At 70.6% G+C, this 23,013-nt stretch carries 14 protein-coding genes; 10 read left to right on the forward strand and 4 right to left on the reverse strand.

Going from position 1 to position 23,013, the window contains the following annotated elements; translation table 11 throughout:
- Positions 1–27: 27 nt before the first annotated feature.
- The 7 genes from BM342_RS02860 (at position 28) to BM342_RS02890 (ending at position 7,934) form a co-directional block, all read left to right on the forward strand.
- Entirely contained in the window at positions 28–672 is a 645-nt protein-coding gene (locus BM342_RS02860; RefSeq protein ID WP_092964003.1) for a histidine phosphatase family protein, read from the forward strand.
- Positions 672–1,322 carry a TlpA family protein disulfide reductase gene (locus tag BM342_RS02865; RefSeq protein WP_092966424.1) on the forward strand — a complete coding sequence of 217 codons (651 nt, stop codon included), beginning with the start codon at positions 672–674 and terminating at the stop codon, positions 1,320–1,322. Before BM342_RS02860 ends, BM342_RS02865 begins: the two co-directional genes overlap by 1 nt.
- 1 nt (position 1,323) lies before the next feature.
- Positions 1,324–2,079 carry a cytochrome c biogenesis CcdA family protein gene (locus BM342_RS02870; protein ID WP_092964004.1) on the forward strand — a complete coding sequence of 252 codons (756 nt, stop codon included), beginning with the start codon at positions 1,324–1,326 and terminating at the stop codon, positions 2,077–2,079.
- Positions 2,063–3,832 (forward strand): cytochrome c biogenesis protein ResB, encoded by a 1,770-nt coding sequence (locus BM342_RS02875; RefSeq protein WP_092964005.1) that lies wholly within the window; start codon positions 2,063–2,065, stop codon positions 3,830–3,832. Before BM342_RS02870 ends, BM342_RS02875 begins: the two co-directional genes overlap by 17 nt.
- Before the next feature lie 52 nt (positions 3,833–3,884).
- A complete protein-coding gene (gene ccsB / locus BM342_RS02880) occupies positions 3,885–4,919 on the forward strand; it encodes a c-type cytochrome biogenesis protein CcsB (protein ID WP_092966426.1) in 1,035 nt (344 codons plus the stop codon).
- A 111-nt stretch (positions 4,920–5,030) separates the two neighbouring features.
- On the forward strand, positions 5,031–7,598 hold the full coding sequence (locus tag BM342_RS02885; RefSeq protein WP_092964006.1) for an ATP-binding protein: 2,568 nt from the start codon (positions 5,031–5,033) through the stop codon (positions 7,596–7,598).
- A gap of 141 nt (positions 7,599–7,739) precedes the next feature.
- Complete coding sequence (locus BM342_RS02890) at positions 7,740–7,934, forward strand: hypothetical protein (protein WP_092964007.1); 195 nt, start codon at positions 7,740–7,742, stop codon at positions 7,932–7,934.
- 99 nt (positions 7,935–8,033) lie between these two features.
- Here BM342_RS02890 and BM342_RS02895 read toward each other — a convergent pair whose 3' ends face one another.
- Positions 8,034–10,145 (reverse strand): carbohydrate binding domain-containing protein, encoded by a 2,112-nt coding sequence (locus BM342_RS02895; protein ID WP_092964008.1) that lies wholly within the window; start codon positions 10,143–10,145, stop codon positions 8,034–8,036.
- 223 nt (positions 10,146–10,368) lie between these two features.
- Here BM342_RS02895 and pulA point away from each other — a divergent pair, with 223 nt between their 5' ends.
- Positions 10,369–16,422, forward strand: coding sequence for a pullulanase-type alpha-1,6-glucosidase (pulA, locus tag BM342_RS02900; RefSeq protein ID WP_092966428.1), 6,054 nt, complete (start codon positions 10,369–10,371; stop codon positions 16,420–16,422).
- 92 nt (positions 16,423–16,514) lie between these two features.
- Here the strand turns inward: pulA and BM342_RS02905 are convergent, their stop codons facing one another.
- On the reverse strand, positions 16,515–16,964 hold the full coding sequence (locus tag BM342_RS02905; RefSeq protein WP_092966431.1) for a MarR family winged helix-turn-helix transcriptional regulator: 450 nt from the start codon (positions 16,962–16,964) through the stop codon (positions 16,515–16,517).
- A gap of 79 nt (positions 16,965–17,043) precedes the next feature.
- Here BM342_RS02905 and BM342_RS02910 point away from each other — a divergent pair, with 79 nt between their 5' ends.
- Positions 17,044–17,319: a hypothetical protein gene (locus tag BM342_RS02910; protein WP_092964009.1), complete on the forward strand. Its 276-nt coding sequence runs from the start codon at positions 17,044–17,046 to the stop codon at positions 17,317–17,319.
- A 52-nt stretch (positions 17,320–17,371) separates the two neighbouring features.
- Here the strand turns inward: BM342_RS02910 and BM342_RS02915 are convergent, their stop codons facing one another.
- A complete protein-coding gene (locus tag BM342_RS02915) occupies positions 17,372–18,016 on the reverse strand; it encodes a hypothetical protein (RefSeq protein ID WP_092964010.1) in 645 nt (214 codons plus the stop codon).
- A 152-nt stretch (positions 18,017–18,168) separates the two neighbouring features.
- Positions 18,169–19,152 carry an o-succinylbenzoate synthase gene (locus BM342_RS02920; protein ID WP_092964011.1) on the reverse strand — a complete coding sequence of 328 codons (984 nt, stop codon included), beginning with the start codon at positions 19,150–19,152 and terminating at the stop codon, positions 18,169–18,171.
- A gap of 170 nt (positions 19,153–19,322) precedes the next feature.
- On the opposite strand from BM342_RS02920, the gene BM342_RS02925 reads away from it, so the two are divergent.
- A complete protein-coding gene (locus tag BM342_RS02925; RefSeq protein ID WP_369823148.1) occupies positions 19,323–22,910 on the forward strand; it encodes a methionine synthase in 3,588 nt (1,195 codons plus the stop codon).
- Positions 22,911–23,013 lie beyond the last annotated feature (103 nt).

Here is a 23,013-nt window from a genome sequence, read left to right on the forward strand (position 1 = left end):
AGGAACGCGATCCCTAGACTGGAGACCGTGCCTGCCGAGCAGATCCATCTCGTGCGCCATGGCGAGGTGTTCAACCCCCAGGGCGTGCTCTACGGTCGTCTCCCGGGCTACGGCCTGTCCGACCTCGGGCGGCGCATGGCGCAGGCCGCTGCCGATGAACTCGTGCGCGTCGGCCGGCCGGTGACGAGCCTCGTCGCCTCGCCGCTGCAGCGCACGCAGCAGTCCGCCGAGCCCATGACGGTCGCGTTCGGCCTCGAGCCGATGCTCGACGACCGCGTCATCGAGCCCGAGAACCGCTTCGAGGGCAAGCGCATGACCGGCCCGGGCGGGGCCCTCGGCGACGCGCGCAACTGGCGCTTCCTCATCAACCCGTGGGAGCCCAGCTGGGGCGAGCCGTTCGGGTCGATCGCGAAGCGCATGCTGCTCGCCGTCGACGACGCCTGGCAGGCCGCCGACGGCGGCGACGTCGTGATCGTCAGCCACCAGCTGCCCATCTGGATGGTGCACCGCAAGCTCGCGGGCGCCTCGCTCGCACACGACCCGCGCCGTCGCCGCTGCGCGCTCTCGAGCATCACGACGCTCGAGCGCCGCGGCGACCGGTACGTCGAGGTCGACTACCGTGACCCCGCCTCCGGCCTCGCCGCGCAGGCCACCGACGTGGGAGCCGTGTGATGCAGACCCGCCGATCGACCGAGGCCGCAGGGTCTCGATACGCTCGCTTCGCTCGCTACTCGACCGGCGCTCTGGCGCTCGCCGCGGCATCCGCCCTGCTGCTCACCGGGTGCACGAGCGACCCGCTGGCCGACCAGTTCCGCGAGGGCAGCGGCAAGAACTACATCGCGGGCGACGGCAGCATCAGCGAGTACGCCGAAGCCGACCGCGGCGAGCCGATCGAGTTCTCGGGCGAGACCGTCGAGGGCGACGCGTTCGACTCGGCCGACACGCTCGGCGAGGTCACGGTCGTGAACTTCTGGTACGCGGGCTGCGCGCCGTGCCGGGTCGAGTCGCCCATCCTCGAAGAGGTTTCGCAGGGCTACCTCGACGACGACGCCGAGGTCGCCTTCGTCGGCGTGAACGTGCGCGACCAGCCGGGCACCGCGGCATCCTTCGAGAAGAAGTACGGCGTCACGTACCCGTCGATCCTCGACGTCGAGTCCGGCGAGGCGCAGCTCGCGTTCGCCGGGCCCGTGCCGCCCGCAGCCGTGCCGACGACCATCGTGCTCGACCAGCAGGGTCGGGTCGCGGCGCGCGTGCTCGGCCAGCTCACCGAGGCGTCGATCCTCGAGTCGCTCGTCGACCGCGTGCTCGACGAGCAGGCCTGACGTGGGGGGCATCGGCGAGATCGTCCTGAACGGGCAGTTGCTCGCCGCAGTGCCGATCGCGATGCTCGCGGGCGTCGTCTCCTTCCTCTCGCCCTGCGTGCTGCCGCTCGTGCCGGGTTACCTCGGCTACATCGGCGGGTTCGTCGAGGCGTCGGCGGATGCCGCGGAGGAGCGTCGGTACCGTCGCCGGCTCGTCTTCGGCGTGCTGCTGTTCATCGCCGGCTTCACCCTCGTGTTCGTCACGTTCAACCTGCTCGCGGGGGTCGCCGGCGCGTGGTTCAACGCCTACGGCGACGTCATCACGCAGGTGCTCGGCGTCGTGCTGATCGTGATGGGCCTCGTGTTCATCGGCCAGTTCACCTTCCTGCAGCGCACGATCAAGCCCTCGTGGCGTCCGGCCACCGGGCTGGCCGGTGCGCCGCTGCTCGGGGTCGTCTTCGGCCTCGGCTGGACGCCGTGCATCGGCCCGACGCTCGCGGTGGTGCTCACGCTCAGCGCCGACTCGGGCTCGGTGTGGCGGAGCGTGCTGCTCGGGCTCGCGTACTGCGTCGGCCTCGGCATCCCGTTCCTGCTCGTCGCCCTCGGCTTCGGCTGGGTCACGGGCTCGCTCGCGTTCGTGCGCCGCCACATCCGCACGATCAACATCATCGGGGGGTCGCTGCTCATCGTGATCGGCCTCCTCATGCTCTCGGGTCTCTGGACCATCTGGATGTACGAACTGCAGGCGGTGATCTCCGGCTTTGTCCCCGCGATCTGACCCGGGTGCGCTCTCGCGCCCCGACGACCACATCGATTCGCCAGAACCCGGCGACGACGCGGCATCCATCACGCAGCCGAAGCTCGGCTTCGTGGGGTGGCTGCGCTTCGCCTGGCGCCAGCTCACGAGCATGCGCACCGCGCTGCTGCTGCTGCTGCTGGTCGCCATCGCGGCCATCCCGGGTTCGCTCGTGCCGCAGCGGTCGAGCGACCCCAACGGCGTCACGCAGTACTTCGCCGACAACCCGACGCTCGCACCCGTGCTCGACAACCTCCAGATGTTCGACGTCTACACGTCGGCGTGGTTCTCGGCCATCTACCTGCTGCTGTTCGTGTCGCTCATCGGCTGCATCATCCCGCGCACGAAGCACCACTTCGACGCACTGCGGGCGCGCCCGCCCCGCACCCCCGTGCGCCTCGCGCGACTGGCCGGGTACACCGAGCGCGCGCTGCCCGAGGGCGAGACGGCGGATGCCGCGATCACGCGCGCCGCGGCCGACCTCAAGCGCGCCGGCTACCGCGTCGAGCGCTACGAGCTGCGCGGCGAACCGTCGGTCTCCGCCGAGCGCGGGTACCTGCGCGAGACGGGCAACCTCGTGTTCCACACGGCGCTGCTCGGCATCCTCGTGTCCGTCGGCATCGGTGGCGGGTTCGGCTTCGCCGGGCAGCGGGTCGTCGTCGAGGGCCAGTCGTTCGTGAACACGCTCGCCTCGTTCGACTCCTTCAATCCCGGGCGCTTCTTCAGCGACTCGAACCTCGACCCCTACCGCCTCACCCTCACCGACCTCGATGCGGTCTACGAGACCGAGAACCAGAAGGCCCTCGGGCAGCCCGTCGACTTCACGGCGAGCGTCGAGATCACGGCTCGCGACAGCGACGAGACGGTCGAGGGCGAGGTCAAGGTCAACCACCCCCTGCGCGTGCACGGCACCGACGTCTACCTGCTCGGCAACGGCTACGCGCCCACGATCACCGTGCGCGACGCCGACGGCGAGGTCGTGTTCACCGACGCCATCCCGTTCCTGCCGCAAGACGCCAACCTCACCTCGATCGGCGTCGTCAAGGTGCCCGACGGCATGCCCGAGCAGCTCGGCATGGTCGGCTTCTTCTACCCGACGCAGACCACGCTCGACTCGGGCGCCTACTCGTCGAGCTACCCCGACCTCGTCTACCCGGTGCTGACGCTCAACGTCTACGCAGGCGATCTCGGCATCGACGGCGGCAAGCCGACCTCGGTCTACACGCTCGATCCGTCGACGATGGAGCAGCTCACGGGCGGCACGACCGGCGTCGACTCGATCGAGCTCATGCCGGGCCAGACGCAGGACCTGCCGAACGGCCTCGGAACGGTCACGCTCGAGGACGTGACGCCAGCCGGCGAGCCGAACGCCGCCGACGGCGACTACTCGCAGAGCGTCGACCGGTTCGCGAGCTTCGACATCCACCGCGACCCGTCGCAGGCCTGGGTGCTCGTGTTCGCGATCCTCATCCTCGGCGGGCTGCTCGTCTCGCTCTTCATCCCGCGCCGCCGCGTGTGGGTGAAGGCCGCGAAGCGCCCCGACGGCGGCGTCGTGCTCGAGTACGCGGGCCTCGCCCGCGGCGAGGACCCCGGACTCGACGACGCGGTGGCCTCGTTCGCCGACAGGCACGGCGGTGCCGCGCCGCTCGACGAGGCAGACGACGCCGACGAGCCCGGCGACGCCGCCCCCGAAGGCCCCGAATCCGCCGGTGAACCGGCGAAACCGACGACGTAAGGTTGTAGTCGTGACGCTCGACGAGATCTCCATCACCCTCGTGTACTCGGCCATGGCCGTCTACGCGATCGCGTTCATCGCCTACGCGATCGACCTCGCGCGCCGTTCGGCCGTCGCCGCCAGCGCAGCGGATGCCGCGAACGCGGCCCGCGACGCATCCTCGCCGGCCGCGGCGACCGTGGGCGCGCCGGCCACCGTGGGGGCTCCGGCCACCGTGGGTGCGGCCGTCTCGGGCGCCGGCAGGGCACCCGGTGCACCGGCGAAGGCAGGCCGCGGCGCGGCATCCGCCTCGGCGATCGCGGGGGCCTCGGTCGCCTACGGCCGTTCGCCGTCGCTGCGCGTGGGCGTCGCCATGACCGTGCTCGCGTGGGCGCTGCACCTCGCGGCCGACATCACCCGGGGTCTCGCAGCAGGCCGCGTGCCGTGGGCGAACATGTACGAGTTCGCGCTCACCGGCACGCTCATCATCACGACCGTGTACCTGCTCGTGCTCGTCGTCTCCAAGCACGACCTGCGGTTCCTCGGCACGTTCATCACCGGGCTCGTGCTGGTGCTGCTCGGCGTCGCGACCGTCAACTTCTACGTCAGCGTCGTGCCGCTGCCGCCGGCGCTGCAGAGCGCGTGGCTGATCATCCACGTGTTCGTCGCGACCTCGGCGACGGGGTTCCTCGCGCTCGGGTTCGCGCTCTCGGTCGTGCAGCTCATGCAGGCACGACGCGAGACCGTGCTCGCCACCGCGAAGGACGTGAAGCGGTCGTTCCTCGCGACCCTGCCCGACTCGGCGACCCTCGAGAACCTCGCGTACCGCGTCATCATCATCGGCTTCATCCTCTGGACCTTCACGCTCATGGCCGGAGCCATCTGGGCCGAGGCCGCGTGGGGCCGCTACTGGGGCTGGGACACCAAGGAGGTGTGGACCTTCATCATCTGGGTGGTCTACGCCGGCTACATCCACGCGCGCGCGACGCGCGGCTGGCGCGGCTCCCGCTCGGCATGGCTCGCGATCATCGGCTTCTCGACGGTCATGTTCAACTTCACCGTCGTCAACCTGTTCTTCAAGGGACTGCACGCCTACTCGGGGCTCTGAGCCGCCGAACCGTCCTCGCATCGAACGGGGCGTCGCCGATCGGCGGCGCCCCGTTCGGCGCGTACGGGCGAGGGCATTGCGCGCGCGCCGCATGGGGAGCACGATCGCTCTATGACGCTGCTCGAGCGTGATCGCGAGCTCGGCGACCTCGCAACCGCCGCGCGTGCCGCCCTCGACGGGCACGGCGAAGTGGTGCTCGTGCACGGCGAGGCCGGCATCGGCAAGTCGAGCCTCGTCGCGGCGCTCCGGGCGGATCCGCCCAACGGATGCCGCGTGCTGGTCGGGTCGTGCGACGCCCTCGCCACGCCGCGGACCCTCGGTCCGTTGCGTGACCTGGCGCCGTTCGTCGGTGCGCGCCTCGCCGGGGCGCTCAGGGCCGGGGATCGCGAGGAGGTCTTCGACGCACTGCGCGACGAACTCGCCGGATCGCCGGGCACCGTGCTCGTCGTCGAGGACGTGCACTGGGCCGACGAGGGCACGCTCGACGCACTGACCTTCGTGGCGCGTCGCATCGATGCGCTGCCCGTGCTGCTCGTACTGACGTACCGCGACGACGAGGTCGACCAGGGGCATCCGCTCGCCCGGCTGCTCGGCGACGTGCATGCGAACGTGCGGCATCTCGCGATCGCGAGGTTGTCACGTGCCGCCGTCGCCGGGATCGCCGCCGACCGGGGTCTCGATCCCGAGCAGGTGTTCGACCTCACGCTGGGCAACCCGTACTTCGTGGGCGAGCTGGTGGCGTCGGCCGACGCCGACCACGTGCCGCGTTCGGTCGTCGACGCGGTCACCGGCCGCCTGCACCGCCTGCCGCCCGACGTACGGGTGCAGGTCGAGCAGCTCGCGGTCATCCCGTCGGCGGTCGACTCCGCGGAGGTCGCGCGTCTCGTCGCCGGGGGAGCGGCGGCGCTCGGAGCGGCCGAGGAGCGGGGCCTGCTCACCGTGCGTCCGGGCGGCGTGGCGTTCCGGCACGAACTCACGAGACGGGCGATCGTCGATGCGATGCCGACGGCGCGTCGCATCGAGCTGAACACCCGCGTGCTGGCGGTGCTGCTCGAACTCGGCGCCGATCCCGCGCGCATCGTCTCGCACGCCGTCGAAGCGGGCGACGGCGACGCAGTCGCGGCCTGGGCGCCCACGGCGGCGCGCGACGCGGCCGTGAGCGGAGCCCATCGGCAGGCGGCGGCGCACTACCGGGCGGCGCTCGAGCACGGCGGCGACGACTCCGAGCGCGTCGACCTCATGGAGGCGTACGCGATCGAGCTGTACACGCTCGGGTTCGATCAGGAGGCGGTGCAGGTGCAGTCCGACGTCATCGGCGCCCGACGCGCAGGCGGCGATCCGACGGCGCTCGGCGCGAGCCTGCGCTGGGCGTCGCGCTTCCACTGGCTCGCCGGGCAGCGGCGAGAGGCCGAGGCCGCCGCGCGCGAGGCATCCGCCTGCCTGGCGACGTCGGAGGACCGCTCGCTGTTCGCGCTCGCGCTGAGCAACGAGGCGCAGCTCGCCATGCTCGCCCACGACCTGGCGCGCACGCTCGAACTCGCGCCGCAGGCCGTCGCGATCGCCCGCGAGACCGGTGATCGCCGGGCGCTCTCGCACTCGCTGAACAACCTCGGCACCGCGCACCTGCTCATGAACCGAGACGAGGGCATCGCTGAGCTCGTCGAGGCTGCCGACGTCGCGACGGCCGCGAACCTCATGGACGACGCGGCCCGCGCGCACGTCAACCTCGTGTGGAGCCTGCTCGACCAGTACCGGCTCGAGCTCGCCGAACGCCACCTCGACGCGGCGCTCGAGACCTCGTCGCGTGCCGAGGTGATGGGGCTCTGGACCTACCAGCAGGTCGAACGGGCGAGGCTCCACCTCGCCCGTGCCGAGTGGGAGCAGGCGCTCGTCGCCGCCGCGCACGGACGCGAGGCGCTTCCGCACGCCCACTGCGTCGCCCTCACGGTCATCGGGCTCGTGCAGGTGCGCACCGGCGATGCCGCGGGCGAGCGCACGCTCTCCGAAGCCGCCGAGGTCGCGGCGCGACTCGGCGAGTTCCAGCGCACCGGGCCCGTTGCGGCCGCGCGAGCCGAGGCGGCCCTCCTGCGCGACGACCGGGCTGCGGCGGTCGCGATCGCCGGCAGCGCGTACGAGGAGGCCCGCCGGTTGGGTGCGGGCAACGAGGAGGCCGAACTGGCGTCCCTGCTGCGCAGGGCCGGCGCCTTCGGCGTCGCGGCGCCCGAGGGGGAGCATCCGTTCGCCGTGCAGGCCCGCGGCGACTGGCGCGCGGCCGCCGGGCTTTGGCATTCCCTCGGTGCGCCGTACCACGAAGCGGCGGCCCTCGCCGAGAGCCCGCACGAAGCCGACCTGCTCGAGGCGCTCGCGATCCTCGACCGGCTCGGTGCCCTCCCGCTCGCGCACGCGGTGCGGGCCGACCTCCGCGCCCGCGGCGCGCGGAGCGTTCCGCGTGGGCCGTCGGGCGCCACACGCCGGAACCCCGTCGGCCTCACCGATCGACAGGTCGACGTGCTCGCACTCCTCGCCGACGGGCTCACGAACAGCGAGATCGCCGATCGCCTCGTGCTCTCGGTGCGCACGGTCGAGAGCCATGTGGCGGCGATCCTGCAGAAGCTCGACGCGTCGTCGCGGCAGGACGCGGTGCTTGCGGCGCATCGGCTCGGGGTCCTCGCGGACTGAGTGCGTCTGCGAGCGGCATCCGCAGATCTCGGTGGTGCGCAGCAGAGATCTCGGTAGCGAGTGCGGATGAGCGGGCCGGGCGCCCGCCGTAGAACTGGGGTGTGCCTGGAACCGGGCGCGAGCCGAGGAATCGAGGACATCATGAACACCGCACTCGTCGTGACCGACATCGCACCCGCACGCCCCCTGAGCGCGTGGCTGGCCGCGCACCTGCGCCGCCGGCCTCGACGCCTTCCGAGCCGGGCCGACCTCGCCGAACTGCACGAGCGCCGCATGACCGCCGCGCGGCTGCGCGACGAGCAGTACGCGTCGATCGCGATCGGCCGCCTGATGTGACCGCGGGCTCGCGCGAGAACGTCAGAGGGCGGCGCCGGAGCACCGACGCCGCCCCCTTCCCGGCTCGCACCGCCGAAGTGCCCGGCGATGCGAGGTCTGTCAGCTACACGGGTTGCCCGGGGTGACGGTGCCGTTCGACACCCTCACCGCCCCGGAACCGATCGCGTAGTCGTTGCCGCCGTTGTTGTCCCACGAGCCCGAACCGTTGTTGAACGCGGCCGTGATGCCGGCCGCGCCGCCCAGCTCGATCGTCTTCACCTTCCAACCGGTGCATGCGGCGGCCATGGCCGCGCCCGGCACGGCCGTCCACGCACCGGTACCGACCCGGTAGTGGATGTTCGCGGTCGCCCACCCGGTCGAGTAGTACACGGTCGTCGTCGTGGTCGGCTGCGTCGTGCCGCACGGGTTCGTCGAGCCGACGACCCCGCCGTTCACGGTCGCGACCGCGCCGGACAGGGTGTAGTCGCGCGTGCCGTTGTTGTCCCAGGTGCCCGACCCGTTGTTGAACGCCGCGGTGATGCCCGTCCCGCCGCCAGGGATCGTCTTGGACACCCAGCCCGTGCACGCCGCGGCCATTCCGACGCCGGGTGCGGTGGTCCAGGCACCCGTTCCGACGCGGTAGTGCACGTTGTAGGTGCTCCACCCCTTCGAGGTCGAGTAGTAGACCGTCAGGTCGCCGGTGCCGGGGTTCGTGCCGGGGTCGGTTCCGGGGTCCGTGCTCGACCCGGCCTTCGCACCGACGTGCAGCGCGAGCGCCTGGTTCGCGTCGACGGTCGCGGTGAACTGGCCGGCGGCGTTCACGGTCACGACGCCTCCCGCGGAGCATCCGCTCGCCGTCGGCAGCCCGACGATGACGTTGCAGTAGTCGCCGGCGGGAAGCGACGTCTGGAACGTGCGCGTGAGCGAACCGCCGCGGTTGATCGCGACGAAGCCCTTGTCGCCTCGGCCGAAGGCGATCGCGTTCGAGCCGTTGTCCCATTTGTTGGTGATCGCGGTTCCGTATGTGGCGTTGCGGAAGCCGACCATGTTCTCGATGTTCGTCTGCGCGTGCTTGCAGGTCCACCCGTTCTGGCCGCAGACGGGGTCGACGACCTCGCCGTTGCCGGCGAGTGCGGGCCCTGCCTCCTTGTCGGAGAACTGGTAGCCCGAGTGGATCGAGGGCGAGCCGTAGTTCCACGCGAGCGTGAAGATCTGCGCGAGGTCGTAGGTCGTGCCATCCTTGTAGCTCAGCGTCTCGCCGTTGCGCTCGGTGTCGTGGTTGTCGACGAACACCGCGGCACTGGCCTGCGGCAGGAATCCCGACCAGCTCGGCCCGATGCCGCTGCCGGTCACGAGCCAGTTGATCGTGCCGCCGCCGAAGGCCTCCTTGAGCTTGCGCGCGAACGCGAACTCGTGGATGTCGCCGTACGAGGTGTACTCCTCGGGCTGGATCGGTTCGTTCGCGCGGATGACCTCCTGCACGACGTAGAGCCGTGCCCGGTCGTTCACCTTCGACAGGATGCCCTGCATGTCGCTCGCGGCGATGTGCTTGACGGCGTCGATGCGGAAGCCGTCGACCCCGAGCGAGACGAGGTCGTTGAGGTATCCGGCGATCTTGCCCTGCACGTACGAGGACGACGTGTTCAGGTCGGAGAGGTTCACGAGGTTGCACTCCTGCACCTCGGTGCGGTTCTGGTAGTTCGAGATGTCGCGCCGACAGGAGTGGAAGTCCTGGGACTGGTAGATGCCAGGGTAGTCGTAGTGCTGGAACGACGAGCCGGCCCAGCCGGTGCCGCCCGCGCTCTTGCCGGACATGTGGTTGATGACGGCGTCGGCGATGACCTTGACGCCGGCGGCGTGGCAGGTGTCGACCATGGCCTTGAACTCGGCGCGGGTGCCGAGCCGCGATTCGATCCTGTAGCTGACCGGCTGGTAGTACGTCCACCATTCCGGCCCCTGCACGTGCTCCTGCGGGGGCGAGGTCTGCACGTACCCGTAGCCCGCCGGCCCGAGGTTGTCGGTGCATTCGCGGGCGATGGCGTTCCAGGTCCACGAGAACAGCACGGCCGTGGTGTCCTTCGGACCGGGGGCCGCGGCGGTCGCCGGCGCGGCGAAGGCGGTGGCTGAGATGAGGGTGCCGATGAGGGCGATGAGTGCTGCGCTCGCAAGGAATCGCAAGCGTTTGCGGTGCGTTGCGGGCACGGCGTCCCGCTGATGAATGGTGGCTGACATGGGAGCTCTTCCTCGTGTCCTCACGCAGATCACAAGCCGGGAACCCCGTGGTCCGCGAATCTGCCGCGCCGATGCGGCAGCTACGCCGTGAACGGCGCGTGACCCTCAAGATAGGGGGATCGCCGCAAGAATTGCAAGCGCTTGCATTAACCATGACGGCGCTGATAGGTTCGCCGCACATGTCCCCAGGCACGTCGCCGTGCCCGAACAGCAGGAGTCGACGATGACGCAACGCGGACGCGCGCGCAGCTGGATCGCCATGGGGGTGACGGGTGCCGTCGCGGCATCCGCTCTCGCCCTCCTACCCGGCCTCGCGGCCTCGGCCGAGGAGCGCACGTTCGCGCTCGTCGGCGACCTCCAGACCGAGGTGGGGTGCGCCGCCGACTGGGCGCCCGACTGCGCCGAGTCCGAACTGCTCGCGACCGCCACCCCCGGCGTCTTCGCAGCCGAGTTCGAGGTGCCGGCGGGCGACTGGCAGTACAAGGTCGCCGTGAACGACAGCTGGGACGAGGCGTACGGCAAGGGCAGCGCGCCCGGCGGCGACAACCTGACGCTGTCGGTGGCGGGCCCCAGCAGCATCCGCTTCGTCTTCGACGACAACCAGAAGAAGGTCGGGCTCGAGCTCGTCAGCATGCGGGCCGGCTACACCGAGGCGGATGACACGGCGCTCGTCGCCGACCCGGTGCGCCAGCCCGGCAGCGACGAGCAGTTCTACTTCGTGATGACCGACCGGTTCGCGAACGGCGACACGTCGAACGACGAGGGCGGCCTCACCGGCGGCGCGCTCACCACGGGCTACGACCCGACGAGCAAGGCCTTCTACAACGGCGGCGACCTGCAGGGCCTGCGCGACCGGCTCGACTACATCGACGAGCTCGGCACGACGGCGATCTGGCTCACGCCGAGCTTCAAGAACCGCCCGGTGCAGGGCGAGGGCGTGAACACGAGCGCCGGCTACCACGGCTACTGGGTCACCGACTTCACCCAGATCGACCCGCACCTCGGCACCAACGCCGAGCTCGAGGCGCTCATCGCCGAGGCCCACGACAAGGGCATCAAGGTCTACTTCGACATCATCACCAACCACACGGCCGACGTCATCGACTACGAGCAGCAGCAGTACTCGTACATCGACCAGGCGACGAGCCCGTACACCGATGCCGACGGCAACGAGATCGACCTCGCCGACTACGCCGACGGCACGACGCCGTTCCCCGCCCTCGACGCGGCGACGAGCTTCCCGTACACGCCGGTCGTGCGGCCCGAGGACGCCGACCTCAAGGTGCCCGCCTGGCTCAACGATCCGACGCTGTACCACAACCGCGGCGACTCGACGTGGGAGGGCGAGTCCGTCACGTACGGCGACTTCGTCGGCCTCGACGACCTCATGACCGAGCACCCGACCGTGGTGAACGGCTTCGTCGACGTCTACGACCAGTGGATCGACCTCGGCATCGACGGGTTCCGCATCGACACCGCCAAGCACGTGAACTTCGAGTTCTGGCAGCAGTGGACCACGCAGGTGCTCGACTACGCGCACGAGCACGGCAAGCCCGACTTCTTCATGTTCGGCGAGGTCTACGACGCCGACCCCCAGAAGCTCAGCCCGTACGTGCGCAAGACCGACATGAACTCGGTGCTGGACTTCACGTTCCAGTCGCAGGCCGTGAGCTTCGCCGCGGGCAACTCGGCGAAGAACCTGCAGTCCCTCTTCGCGGGCGACGACTACTACACGACCTCCGACTCGTCGGCGACGGCGCTGCCGACCTTCCTCGGCAACCACGACATGGGCCGCGTCGGCTCGTTCCTGCAGAACACGGATGCCCCGCTGCAGCGCGACGAACTCGCGCACGACCTGCTCTTCCTCACGCGCGGCCAGCCCGTCGTCTACTACGGCGACGAGCAGGGCTTCGCGGGCCTCGGCGGCGACCAGAGCGCACGCCAGACCCTGTTCGCGAGCCAGGTGGCCGAGTACCAGAACCAGAACCTGATCACGGGTGAGAACGCGGGCAGCGTCGACCGCTACGACACGGATGCCCCGCTCTACGAGCACATCTCCGCGCTCTCCGCCCTTCGGCAGGCGCACCCGGCGCTCTCGACGGGCGCCCAGATCGAGCGCTACGTCGACAACGGCGCAGGCGTCTACGCCTTCAGCCGCGTCGACCGCGCCGACAAGGTCGAGTACCTCGTCGCGGCGAACAACTCGAACGCCGCGAAGACGGTGCAGGTCTCCACGCTCACCGACGGCGGCGTCTTCACGCCGATCTTCGGCGGCGGGGCGAGCGTGACGGCCGACGCCGACGGCGTGGCGTCCGTCACCGTGCCGGCGCTCGGCGCCGTGGTGCTGCAGGCCGACCGAGAGGTGAGCGCGCCCGACGCGGCTCCGGCCATCACCGTCGCGACCCCGGCCGCCGGCGCGGGCGTCACCGGCATCACGCCCGTCGTGGCAGACGTCGACGACGCGACCTGGCAGGAGACGAGCTTCGCGTGGCGCGTCGCCGGTGCGACGGGTGACGACGCCTGGCACCCGCTCGGCACGGCCGAGGACACGAGCCCCCGCGTCTTCCACGACACGGCCGGTCTCGCGAACGGCACGCTCCTCGAATACCGCGCGGTGTCGACGGATGCCGCGGGCAACCGCACCGCGGCGAGCACCTACGCCAGCGTGGGCGACGCCGTGAACCTCGTCGAGGAGGAGGAGCCCGAGCAGCCGATCGACCTGGTGACAGTGCCGGGCAACCACAACTCCGAGATGGGATGCGCGGGTGATTGGGCTCCGGGCTGCGAGGTCGCGAAGCTCACCAAGCGCGCCGACGGCATCTACGAGGGCACGTTCGCGATCCCGGCGGGCGACTACGAGTACAAGGTCGCGATCAACGGCAGCTGGGACCTCAACTACGGCGCGAACGGCGAGCCGAACGGCGGCAACGTCTCGTACTCGACCGACGGCACGAAGCCGGTGACCTTCTTCTGGAACCCCGTGACGCACGTCGTCTCGTCGACCGCCGAAGGTCCCGTCGTGACGCTGCCGGGCAGCTTCCAATCGGAGGTCGGCTGCGCGGGTGACTGGCAGCCCGAGTGCCTCGCGTCGCTCATGCAGGACGGCGACAAGGACGGCGTCTACACCTTCTCGACGTCGAGCATCCCCGACGGCGCGTACGAGGTGAAGGTCGCGCACGGCCGCAGCTGGGACGAGAACTATGGTGTCGGCGGCGCTCCCGGCGGAGCCAACTACTCGTTCACCGCGACCGGCGGCAAGCTCGTCGAGTTCCGGTACACGCTCGCCACGCACGTGCTCGAGATCGTGGTCAGCGACCCGCCGCTCGCGGGCACGGGCCAGACCCGCGCGCACTGGGTGAGCGAGGACACGCTCGCGTGGCCCGCCGAACTGCTCGGCGCGGCCGACGCCGACGACACGACCTGGACGCTCGAGCACTCCGCCGACGCGACCCTCGCGGTCGTCGACGGCGCGGTGACCGGCGGCGGCGAGCCGATCGAGCTCGAACGCGATCCCGCGGGCCTCACCGACGCGCAGCTCGCGAAGTTCCCGGCACTCGAGGGCTTCATCGCGCTGCACCCGGTCGGCCTCGACCGCTCCGACGTGCAGGCGATCCTCACCCGGCAGTTGGCCGTCGCGCAGACGACCGGCGACGAGCTGACCGCCTTCACGGGCGTGCAGCTGCCCGGCGTGCTCGACGACCTCTACGCCGACGCGGTGGCATCCGCTGCGCTCGGAACCGGGTGGCACGGCAAGCAGGCCTCGGCGACCCTCTGGGCGCCGACCGCCCGCGACGTCGTGCTCGAGCGCTGGGCTGCCGGCGCGACCGGCGACCCCCAGCGGCTCGATGCCGAGTGGCACGCCGCCGACGGAACGTGGACGGTCGACGGCCTGAAGAAGGGCGACGAGTACCGCTGGTCGGTCGACGTGTTCGCGCCGACCACGGGCGCGTACGAGGTGAACTCGGTGACCGACCCCTACTCGGTCGCGCTCACCACGAACTCGGCCCGCACGGTGGTCGTCGACCTCGACGACCCGAAGCTCGCACCGAAGCAGTGGACGAAGGCGAAGGCTCCCGTCGTCGAGCGTGCGGTCGACCGCGCGATCTACGAGCTGCACGTGCGCGACTTCTCGATCACGGACGAGTCGGTGCCCGAGGCCGAGCGGGGCACGTACGAGGCGTTCACGGCCGACTCGGCAGGAACCGCGCAGCTGAAGCAGTTGGCGGGCGCCGGCATCAACACCGTGCACCTGCTGCCGACGTTCGACATCGCGACCATCGAGGAGGAGCGCGCCGCGCAGGCGACGCCCGACTGCGACCTCGCGTCGTTCGGGCCGGCGTCGCCCGAGCAGCAGGCCTGCATCGATGCGGTGCGCGACGCGGACGGCTTCAACTGGGGCTACGACCCGTTCCACTTCCAGGCGCCCGAGGGCTCGTACGCGGTCGACGCCGACGGCGGCGCGCGGGTCGCGGAGTTCCGCGACATGGTCGGCGCCCTGCACGGCATGGGACTCCAGGTCGTGCTCGACCAGGTGTTCAACCACACGGCCGAGGCCGGTCAGGGCCAGAAGTCGGTGCTCGATCGCATCGTGCCGGGCTACTACCAGCGCCTGAACGCGGCCGGCGCGGTCGAGACCTCGACCTGCTGCCAGAACGTGGCCACCGAGCACGAGGTCGCCGAGAAGCTCATGGTCGACTCCGTCGTGCTGTGGGCCAAGGAGTACAAGGTCGACGGCTTCCGCTTCGACCTGATGGGCCACCACTCCAAGGCGAACATGCTCGCGATCCGCGCCGCGCTCGACGAGCTCACGCTGAAGGAGGACGGCGTCGACGGCTCGAAGGTCTACCTGTACGGCGAGGGCTGGAACTTCGGCGAGGTCGCGAACAACGCCCTCTTCGAGCAGGCCACGCAGGGCCAGCTCGGCGGCACGGGCATCGGCACGTTCAACGACCGGCTGCGCGACGCCGTGCACGGCGGCAGCCCGGTCGACGGCACCTCGACCTTCCAGCAGGGCTTCGGCACGGGCCTCGGCACCGACCCGAACGGGCAGCCGGGCACCCCGTCGCAGGCCGACCAGCTCGTCGACCTCGGGCACCAGACCGATCTCGTGAAGCTCGGCCTCGCGGGCAACCTGCGGGCGTACGAGCTGACGGATGCCTCGGGCGAGACCGTGCGCGGCGACGAGCTCGACTACCGGGGTTCGCCGGCGGGCTACGCCGACCAGCCCGACGAGGTGATCAACTACGTCGACGCGCACGACAACGAGACGCTCTACGACCTCTCGGTGTTCAAGCTCCCGACCGACACGTCGATGGCCGACCGCGTGCGCATGAACACGCTCGAGCTCGCGACCGTCACCCTGTCGCAGTCGCCGTCGTTCTGGCACGCCGGCACCGAGCTCCTGCGCTCGAAGTCGCTCGACCGCAACAGCTACAACTCGGGCGACTGGTTCAACCGCATCGACTGGACGGGTCAGGAGTCGACCTTCGGGTCGGGCCTGCCGAACGAGGCCGACAACGGCGACAAGTGGCCGATCATGACGCCGCTGCTCGAGAACGCCGCGCTGAAGCCGGCCGCGGCCGACATGGCCGCAGCCGAGGCATCCGCCCTCGACCTGCTCCGTGTGCGGTCGTCGGTCGACCTGCTCCAGCTCGGCTCGGCTTCGCTGATCGACGAGAAGGTCTCGTTCCCGAACAGCGGAACGGATGCCACGCCGGGCCTCATCACGATGCTCGTCGACGACCTGGTCGGCGCCGACGTCGACCCGGAGCTCGACGGCGCCCTCGTGGTGTTCAACGCCTCGCCCGAGGCGATCACCGAGCGGGTCGACGGCCTCCAGGGCCGCGGATTCGCCCTCGCGAAGGCGCAGGCATCCGGTTCCGACGCGATCGTGAAGACCACGAAGTGGGATACCGCGACGGGCACGGTCACCATCCCGGCACGTTCGGTCGCGGTGCTGGTCGACGAGCAGCCGCCGCCCGCGGTGGCCACCGTCACCGTCGCCGCGCCGAACAAGCTGCTCGTCAAGGCCGGATCCGCGGTCAAGGTCGTCGGGCAGACCTTCGCGGTCGACGGCGGCCGTCCGGTGGGCACGGTCACCGTGCTCGACGGCGGCAAGGCGGTCGCGACGGTCACCCTGAAGGCGTCCGACAAGGGCCGCTTCCAGGTCGACCTGCCGAAGCTCGGCAAGGGGCTGCACCTGATCCGCACGTCGTTCGACGGAGGCGAGGGGTTCAGCGACTCGACGTCGTTGCCGATCCCGGTGCTCGTCTACTGACGCACCCGGTGGCCAGTCCGCCGGTCGAGTAGGCCGCTCGCGGCCGTATCGAGACCCACCCTGCGCGGGGTCTCGATACGGCGCCGGCGCGCCTACTCGACCGGCGTTGCGCTGGCGATGCGACGCAACGTGGCCTTGAACTGCGCGAACTCCGCGGCTCCGATCGCGTCGGCGTAGCGTTGCTCGATCCGCTCGAGGATCGCATCCGATGCCCGCATCTCGGCGAGGCCGCGGTCGGTCGGCACGATGAGCTTGGCGCGCCGGTCGGCCGGGTCGGGTTCGCGGCGCACGTAGCCGAGTTCGACGAGCTCGTCGACGAGCGTGCCGATGACCTGCTTGTGCTGCCCTGAGAACCGGGCGAGGTCGGTCGCCCGGCTGCCTTCGGCATCGAGGTAGGCGAGGATCGCGCCGTGCTTGGGCTTCAGGTCGGTGTGCTCGCGTTCAGGCAGCGACGCGGTGAGTTCGTGCTGCACCCGGAACAGCAGCCGGGCCGTCAGCATGCCGAGGTCGGGATCGAGGGTCTTGCGTTCGCTGCGCCGCATCGTGCTCCTCATTAGTAAGTTTCATTGACGATCACTAAAACTTACTATATCCTCGTGGCTCGACGAAGGGTGGCACGACATGACGATCGAACTCACGCGATTCCGGGCGAGCGACGCCCGAGCACTGCTCGCGGCGCGGCCGCAGATGCTCGCCGACTTCCGCGCCGACCGCGACGGATTCACCGATGCCCGCCTCGTGCGACTGGCCGGCGACGAGTGGCTCGACATCGTCGAATGGCGAAGCGACGCCGACCTCACGGCATCCCGGGCGAAGGGTGCGAACCGCCCCGGCATCGAACGATTCTTCGCAGCCATCGACGACCTCATCAGCTCGGAAGCGGGAGAAGTCGCCTGACCACGGCGCTCAGGGCGTCGTGGCGACCGACGAGGCCGCGTCGCCCGAGCGGTCAGCCTCGGGTCAGTGTGAGCGGCACCGTGGCCGGCCCGGTCGAGAACTGCACCACCGGCGTGTCGCCGGAGCAGTCGTAGGCCGACGAGGCGATCGGCGAGGCGAGGATCTGCTCGGTCACGGGCGTGCCGTCCATGGCCACGCCGTCGACGGTGACGTCCATGGTCAGCCCGTTCGTGTCGTGATCGGTCGTGACGGTCGTGGCGTCGGCGGTGTACTGCCCGGCGAGCGTTCCCGACATCGTGGCAGCGGCCGGCAGGCCTGCGATGTCGACCGCGAGCGTGAGGTTCGGCGTGTAGGCGTAGGTGCCGTCGTCGGCGAACGAGAGTCCGGCCGTGCCGGTCGGGTCGTAGACGATGCCGTACTCGGTGAGATCGGCGTTGACCTGGTCGTAGAAGGCCTGCATCTGGTCGTCGGCGAGCACCCAGTCGCCGATGAGGCACGCGCCCGGTGCGGCTGCGGCCGCCTCGGCGTCGGCGTCGGCGTCGTCGGCGGCGCCGGTCGACTCGACCCCTGCTGACGCCTTCGGCTTCGCGGACGCCGCGGTCTTCGCCCCGTCGGAAGCCGGGCTGCACCCGGCGAGGGTCAGGGCAGCCAGGGCGATGGCGGTGCCGGTGATGACGAGTCGCGGACCAGCCTGCATGCATGCCTCCTGTAGGGGGGATACTCCGTGTACCCGCACGGTGACGAGCGGGTGCGTGCATTCTCTCACCCGGTGATTCACCCGTCGCACGATGCACCGGGTCACGCGAGGCGCCGCGTCAGCCGTCGACGCTGGTCAGCCGTCGGCGCGGGTCAGCCGTCGAGCACCGCGAAGCAGCGGCCGAGGCGTTCGAGCCACCAGTCCGTGCGCTCGGGCGAGGCGGCGTGGCGGTCGAGCAGCTCGGAGTCGGGCACGACCCGGCGCACCTCGATCGCGCCGTCGACGGGCACCAGCGGCGAGCCCGTGACATCCGCCGCCAGCAGCGAGGCCGTGCCGAGCCCGCAGTCGTAGTCGAGGTCGGCGACGGATGCCGCGAGCGCGGCGCCCATCGCGAGCCCCACGCTCGTGTCGAGCGCACTCGAGACAACGACGGGCAGGCCGGCCGTCTCGATGATGCGGAGCGCCCGGCGGATGCCGCCGAGCGGCTGCGCCTTGATCACGAGGAGGTCGGCGGCACCGGCCTCGGCGACCGCGAGCGGGTCGTCGGCCTTGCGCACGCTCTCGTCGGCCGCGATCGGGATGCCCATGTACTTCGTGCGCAGCCGGATCTCGACGAGGTCCTCGAGGCTCGGGCACGGCTGCTCGACGTACTCGAGGTCGAACTCCGCGAGCGCGTGGATCGCGTGCTCGGCCTCGTCGACGTTCCACCCGGCGTTCGCATCGACGCGGATGCGGCCCTCGGGGCCGAGCACCTCGCGCACGGCGCGCACCCTCGCGACATCCTGGGCCAGGGTCTGGTCGCTTGCGGCGACCTTCACCTTCGCGGTGCGGCAGCCGGGGAAGCGCGCGAGCACGGCGGCGACGCTGTCGGGGTCGACGCCCGGCACGGTCGCGTTCACCGGGATCCGGTCGCGCAGCGCCGCCGGTGTCTCGTTCCAGCCGTAGTCGATCGCGCCTCGGAGCCAGACGGATGCCTCGTGGTCGTCGTACTCGACGAAGGGGCTGAACTCCGTCCACCCGTGCGGGCCCTCCATGAGCAGCGCTTCGCGCACGTCGATGCCGCGGAACCGCGTGACGAGCGGAAGCGCGACCACGCGCGCGGTGGAGAGCAGGTCGTCGAGCGACGGCGATGTCATGAACACATCATCGCCTGCGGCCGCGGTCGCCGCTGATTAGACTCGCGCGAGTGACCGGCACGCTGATCGAACCCCGCTTCCCGCTCGACGTCGACGGGGTCGCGCGCCCTGCGCGGTCGCAGGCGCTGCTCGATGCGGTGCACGCGAACGTCGTCATCGCCGACGGCGCGATGGGAACCATGCTGCAGCAGCACGAGCTCTCGCTCGAGGCCGACTTCGAGGGCCATGAGGGCTGCAACGAGGTGCTGAACCGCACCCGGCCCGACGTCATCGGCGGCATTCACGATGCGTACCTCGCGACCGGCATCGACGCCGTCGAGACCAACACGTTCGGCGCGAACTGGTCGAACCTGTCGGACTACGGCATCGACGACCAGATCGCCGAACTCGCCGAGGCCGGTGCGCGCATCGCACGCGAGCGCGTCGAGGCCGCCGAGGCGGCCGACGGCCGCATGCGCTGGGTGCTCGGGTCGATGGGCCCCGGCACGAAGCTGCCGAGCCTCGGCCACACGACCTACGACCACCTCAAGCAGACGTTCGCCCTCCAGGCCGAGGGGCTCATCGACGGCGGCGCCGACGCGTTCCTCATCGAGACGTCGCAGGACCTGCTGCAGACCAAGGCCGCCGTGAACGGATGCAAGCAGGCCATCGTGAGCCGCGGCATCCGCCTGCCGATCTTCGTCGAGGTGACCGTCGAGACCACCGGCACCATGCTCATGGGCAGCGAGATCGGTGCGGCGCTCACCGCGCTCGAGCCCCTCGGCGTCGATGCGATCGGCCTGAACTGCGCCACCGGCCCGGCCGAGATGAGCGAGCACCTGCGGCACCTGTCGAAGCACTCGCGCGTGCCCGTGGCCTGCATGCCGAACGCGGGCCTGCCCGTGCTCGGCGCGAACGGCGCGCACTACCCGCTCGAACCCGCCGAGCTCGCGACCGCCCACGAGCAGTTCGTGCGCGAGTTCGGCCTCGGCCTGATCGGCGGATGCTGCGGCACGACGCCCGAGCATATGCTCGCCGTCGTCGAGCGACTGCGTCCGGCCCCCCGGTGGTCGAGTAGCGACGAAGGAGCGTATCGAGACCAGGATGCCGACGACGCTGGGTCTCGATACGGCGCTGGCGCGCCTACTCGACCGGCGGCTGTGCCCGAGGCGGGCGTCGCGAGCCTCTACCAGCACGTGCCGTTCCACCAGGACGCGTCGTACCTCGCGATCGGCGAGCGCACGAACGCGAACGGGTCGAAGGCCTTCCGCGAGGCCATGCTCGCCGGCGAATGGGACGAGTGCGTCGAGATCGCGCGCAACCAGATCCGCGTGGGCGCGCACCTGCTCGACGTGTGCGTCGACTACGTGGGCCGCGACGGCGTCGCCGACATCCGCGAGGTCGTGTCGCGCTTCGCGAGCGCCTCGACGCTGCCGCTCGTGATCGACTCGACCGAGCCGGCCGTCATCGCGGCCGGTCTCGAGCTCATCGGCGGTCGCCCGGTCGTGAACTCGGTCAACTACGAGGACGGCGACGCCCCGACCAGCCGGTTCGGGCGCATCATGCCGCTCGTGAAGGAGCACGGCACGGCCGTGATCGCGCTCACGATCGACGAGCAGGGCCAGGCCCGCACCGCAGACGACAAGCTGCGCATCGCCTCGCGCCTCGTCGACGCGCTCGTCGACGACTGGGGCATGCGCGTCGAGGACCTCATCGTCGACTGCCTGACGTTCCCGATCGCGACCGGTCAGGAGGAGACCCGCCGCGACGCGATCGAGACGATCGAGGCGATCCGTCGCCTGAACGCGAAGTACCCCGGCATCCACACCACGCTCGGCGTCTCGAACGTGTCGTTCGGCCTCAACCCCGCCGCCCGCAGTGTGCTGAACTCGGTGTTCCTGCACGAGGCCGTCGAGGCCGGACTCGACTCGGGCATCATCGACGCCGCGAAGATCGTGCCGCTCGCCTCGCTCTCGGAGGAGCAGCGCAAGGTCGCGCTCGACCTCGTCTGGGACCGCCGCGAGTACGACGCCGACGGCGCGACGACCTACGACCCGCTCGCGGTCATGCTCGACCTCTTCGCCGGCGTCGACACCGCGGCCCTCCGCGACCAGCGCGCGGCCGAGCTCGCCGCGCTGCCCGTCGGCGAGCGCCTCGAGCGTCGCATCATCGACGGCGCCTCGAAGGGCCTCGAAGACGACCTCGACCTCGCGCGCGAGGGCGGGCTGTCGGCGCTCCAGATCATCAACGACCACCTGCTCGAGGGCATGAAGATCGTCGGCGAGCGCTTCGGTTCTGGCGAGATGCAGCTGCCGTTCGTGTTGCAGTCGGCCGAGACCATGAAGGCCGCCGTCGCGCTGCTCGAACCGCACATGGAGAAGACCGAGGCCTCGGGCAAGGGCACCATGGTCATCGCCACGGTGCGCGGCGACGTGCACGACATCGGCAAGAACCTCGTCGACATCATCCTGACGAACAACGGCTACAAGGTGATCAACCTCGGCATCAAGCAGCCGATCGCCGACATCATCGCTGCGGCGGAGGAGCACGATGCCGACGTCATCGGCATGTCCGGCCTGCTCGTGAAGTCGACCGTCGTGATGAAGGAGAACCTCCAGGAGCTGCAGGCCCGCGGCCTCGCGAAGAAGTGGCCCGTGATCCTCGGCGGCGCGGCGCTCACGCGCGCCTACGTCGAGGACGACCTCGCAGGACTCTTCGACGGCGAGGTCCGCTACGCCCGCGATGCCTTCGAGGGCCTCACGCTCATGGAGCCGCTCGTGAAGGTCGCGCGCGGCGCGGACCCGGCCGAGGTGGGCCTGCCGGCGCTCAAGAAGCGCATCCACGCGGCCGGCTCGAAGCTCACGCTGACCGAACCCGAGGCCATGCCGGGGCGGTCCGACGTGGCATCCGACAACCCGATCCCAACCCCGCCGTTCTGGGGCACGCGCATCGTGCGAGGCATCGCGCTCGCCGACTACGCCGCGTTCCTCGACGAGCGCGCCACGTTCATGGGGCAGTGGGGCCTCAAGCCCGGTCGCGGCGAAGACGGCCTGACCTACGAGCAGCTCGTCGAGGCCGAGGGGCGCCCGCGCCTGCGGTACTGGCTCGACCGCATCCTCGGCGAGGGCATGCTCGACGCGTCGGTCGCCTACGGCTACTTCCCGGTCGTGAGCGAGGGCGACGACCTCGTCGTGCTGCACCACGGCGACGACCCGACCGGGGTGCTCGGCCGGCCCGGGCTGCTCGCGCCCGACGGCGGCTCGGGCGGCCCGCTCGGCGAGGAGCGCCTGCGCTTCCACTTCCCGCGCCAGCGACGCGACCGCCACCTGAACCTCGCCGACTTCGTCCGCTCGAAGGAGTCGGGACAGGTCGATGTGCTGCCGGTGCAGCTCGTCACCGCAGGCGCGCACATCGACCAGGTCACCGCGAAGCTCTTCGCCGAGAACCGCTATCGCGACTACTACGAGCTCAACGGGCTCGTGATGCAGCTCACCGAGTCGCTCGCCGAGTACTGGCACTCGCGCATCCGCGACGAGCTCGGGTTCGCGGGCGAGGATCCCGCCGACACCGCCGGGCTCTTCAAGCTCGAGTACCGCGGCGCGCGCTTCTCGCTCGGCTACCCCGCGTGCCCCGACATGGAGGACCGCCGAAAGGTCGTCGAGCTCCTGAAGCCCGAGCGCATGGGCGTCGAGCTCAGCGAGGAGCTCCAGCTGCACCCCGAGCAGTCGACCGACGCCTTCGTGTTCCACCACCCCGAGGCGAAGTACTTCTCGGTCTGACGGATGCCGCAGCGCCCGGCATCTTCACAGGAAGCCGGGCGCCTGCACCCGTAGGCTCGCAAGTCCAAGGGGAGTACTCCGACACGGTCGGCTCGTCATTACG

This window comes from Agromyces sp. CF514 (assembly GCF_900113185.1).
Classification (GTDB): Bacteria; Actinomycetota; Actinomycetes; order Actinomycetales; family Microbacteriaceae; genus Agromyces.

Coding starts and splice junctions, on each gene's coding strand:
- pulA (WP_092966428.1), top strand. CDS start 10,369: ATGACGCAACGCGGACGCGCGCGCAGCTGGATCGCCATGGGGGTGACG.
- BM342_RS02890 (WP_092964007.1), top strand. CDS start 7,740: ATGAACACCGCACTCGTCGTGACCGACATCGCACCCGCACGCCCCCTG.
- BM342_RS02905 (WP_092966431.1), bottom strand. CDS start 16,964: ATGCGGCGCAGCGAACGCAAGACCCTCGATCCCGACCTCGGCATGCTG.
- BM342_RS02910 (WP_092964009.1), top strand. CDS start 17,044: ATGACGATCGAACTCACGCGATTCCGGGCGAGCGACGCCCGAGCACTG.
- ccsB (WP_092966426.1), top strand. CDS start 3,885: ATGGCCGTCTACGCGATCGCGTTCATCGCCTACGCGATCGACCTCGCG.
- BM342_RS02865 (WP_092966424.1), top strand. CDS start 672: ATGCAGACCCGCCGATCGACCGAGGCCGCAGGGTCTCGATACGCTCGC.
- BM342_RS02885 (WP_092964006.1), top strand. CDS start 5,031: ATGACGCTGCTCGAGCGTGATCGCGAGCTCGGCGACCTCGCAACCGCC.
- BM342_RS02895 (WP_092964008.1), bottom strand. CDS start 10,145: ATGTCAGCCACCATTCATCAGCGGGACGCCGTGCCCGCAACGCACCGC.
- BM342_RS02920 (WP_092964011.1), bottom strand. CDS start 19,152: ATGACATCGCCGTCGCTCGACGACCTGCTCTCCACCGCGCGCGTGGTC.
- BM342_RS02915 (WP_092964010.1), bottom strand. CDS start 18,016: ATGCAGGCTGGTCCGCGACTCGTCATCACCGGCACCGCCATCGCCCTG.
- BM342_RS02925 (WP_369823148.1), top strand. CDS start 19,323: ATGGGAACCATGCTGCAGCAGCACGAGCTCTCGCTCGAGGCCGACTTC.